This window comes from Streptomyces palmae (assembly GCF_004684805.1).
In the GTDB taxonomy this organism is placed as follows: Bacteria; Actinomycetota; Actinomycetes; order Streptomycetales; family Streptomycetaceae; genus Streptomyces; species Streptomyces palmae.
Genome location: NZ_SRID01000593.1, coordinates 1 through 2,394 on the forward strand (window position 1 = coordinate 1; position 2,394 = coordinate 2,394).

Here is a 2,394-nt window from a genome sequence, read left to right on the forward strand (position 1 = left end):
GCCCCGGTCAGCACCCCCAGCACCGCCCGCACCCGCAGCGGGCGGGCGGACCCGGGCACCTCGGTCTCCGCGAGCGCCGCCATCGGGGAGACCCGCGCGGCGCGGCGCGAGGGCAGATAGGCGGCGACGAAGGTCACGCCCATGCCCACCACATACGCGGCCACCGGGGTCGGCCAGCGGAACGCCAGGTCCGCCGCGCTCAGATTCATCCCCAGCAGGCCCAGCAGCCGGATCAGCCCGACGGCCAGTCCCACCCCCGCCGCCAGCCCCAGGGTGGAACCGACCAGACCGAGCAGCAGCGCCTCGACGAGCACCGAGCGGCGGACCTGGCCGCGGTCGGCGCCCAGCGCCCGCAGCAGCCCCAGCTCCCGGGTCCGCTGGGCGACCAGCATGGAGAAGGTGTTGACGATCAGGAACACCCCGACCAGCACCGCCACCCCGGCGAAGCCCACCATCACATACTTGATGATCTTGAGGAACGTCCCGAACGAGGCGGCATCCGACGTGGCCTGCTCGTCCGCGGTGCGCAGCTCGTAGCGTCTGTCGTGGCCCAGGGCGGCGGCGATCCGGCCCTTGAGCTCCCGATCGGACACGCCCGGCGCCGCCTCCGCCTGGATGGAGGTGGCGGCCCGGCGGTCGCCCAGCAGCCGGGCCTGCGCGGTGGGCGTGTCCAGGAACACCAGCGCCGCGCCCGGGTTGGTGGTGGTGAACGCGGCGATACCGGTGATCCGCACCGGGAACGTACCTGGCCCGGCGATCACCCGCAGCGTGTCGCCGATCCGCACCCGCCCGCGGCGGGCGGTGTCCGCGTCGACGAGCGCCTGCCCCTCGCCGTGCGGCGCCTGGCCCTGGGAGAGCCGGACCGGACTGCGCGGCCCGGGGTTCCAGTCGGTGGCCATGGTCGGCGCATGGCTGGTCGGGCCGACCTCCTTGCCGCGCGCGTCGATGAGGGTGACGTTCCGCGCCGTCACGTCCAGGTGGGCGCGGGCCACGCCGGGTACCGCCCGTACCCGGTCCAGCAGCGCGGCCGGCACGGTGGCGATCCGGCCGGTGCCGTAGGTGGCGCTCTCCGCGAACTCCGAACGCGGCCCCACCGACACATCCGAGGCGGTGGACTTGAACAGCCGGTCGAAGGTGCGGCTGACGGTGTCGGAGAAGATCAGACTGCCGACGACGAACGCCACCGACAGCACCACCGCCAGGGCGGACAGCAGCAGCCGGCCCCGATGGGCGAGGAAGCCGCGCAAGGTGGCCCGGAGCATCCGCCCGCTCAGCCCTTGCCCGCGCTGTCCGGCCCGCCCGCCGCCCCCTGGCCGGTGGAGAACAGCCGCATCCGCTCCAGCACCGCCTCCGCGGTCGGCTCCGGCATCCGGTCCACGATCCGGCCGTCGGCGAGGAAGAGCACCAGATCGGCGTGGGCGGCGGCGGACGGGTCATGGGTGACCATGACGACCGTCTGCCCCAATCGGTCCACCGCCTCCCGCAGGAAGCCCAGCAGCTCCAGCCCGGACCGGGAGTCCAGGTTGCCGGTCGGCTCATCGGCGAAGATCAGCTCCGGGCGGGAGGCCAGCGCCCGGGCACAGGCCACGCGCTGCTGCTGCCCGCCGGAGAGCTGGGCCGGCCGGTGGCCCAGCCGGTCCCGCAACCCCAGGGTGTCGATCACCCGGTCCAGCCACCGCGGATCGGGCCGGCGGCCCGCGATGTCCATCGGCAGGGTGATGTTCTCCGCCGCGGTGAGCGTGGGCAGCAGATTGAAGGACTGGAAGACGAAGCCCACCCGGTCGCGGCGCAGCCGGGTCAGCGCCCGGTCGCCCAGCCCGGTGATCTCGGTGCCGCCCAGCCACACCTGGCCCGCCGAGACCGTGTCCAGCCCGGCCAGGCAGTGCATCAGCGTGGACTTGCCCGACCCGGAGGGCCCCATCACCGCGGTGAACCGGCCGCGCTCGATCGACACGTCCACCGCGTCCAGCGCCAGCACCGCCGTCTCCCCGGTGCCGTACGCCTTGGTCACGGCCACCGCACGCGCCGCGACCTCCGGGACGGGCGCCGCTCCGCCGGCTCCCGCCGTCTCCGCTGTGGTCACACTGCCTCCCAGTGCCTCCGCGCGCCGCGCCCGTACCCCGGGGACGGACCTGTCGAGCCGAGCCTAGGACGGCCCACCAGCCGCCGGAATCCCCGCGGCCCGGCGCGTCCCGCCGGTTGCCACGCGATGGGTGCGGCCACGGGGGTGATGCGGAGGGGCATTCCGCCGGTATCTCCGTGACCTGGTGCGTACTGTCGGGCAACTACGGGGGAGGGGGCTGTCCGTCGGTATCTCCGCGACCTGGTGCGTACCGCCGGGCTGCGAGGGTGCGGCGGCAGGGCTGGTGCGGGTGGGGAAGGACGTCCGGGGCC

Annotated in this window: 2 protein-coding genes; both read right to left on the reverse strand. The window is 74.7% G+C overall.

All coding sequences use genetic code 11. The features are described from left to right. Window positions 1-1,262: ABC transporter permease (locus E4099_RS31290; RefSeq protein WP_135342476.1), on the reverse strand; the 1,262-nt coding region annotated here is incomplete at its 3' end. Between the two features lie 8 nt (window positions 1,263-1,270). Continuing rightward, on the reverse strand, window positions 1,271-2,083 hold the full coding sequence (locus tag E4099_RS31295) for an ABC transporter ATP-binding protein (protein ID WP_135342477.1): 813 nt from the start codon (window positions 2,081-2,083) through the stop codon (window positions 1,271-1,273). Between the last annotated feature and the right edge of the window lie 311 nt (window positions 2,084-2,394).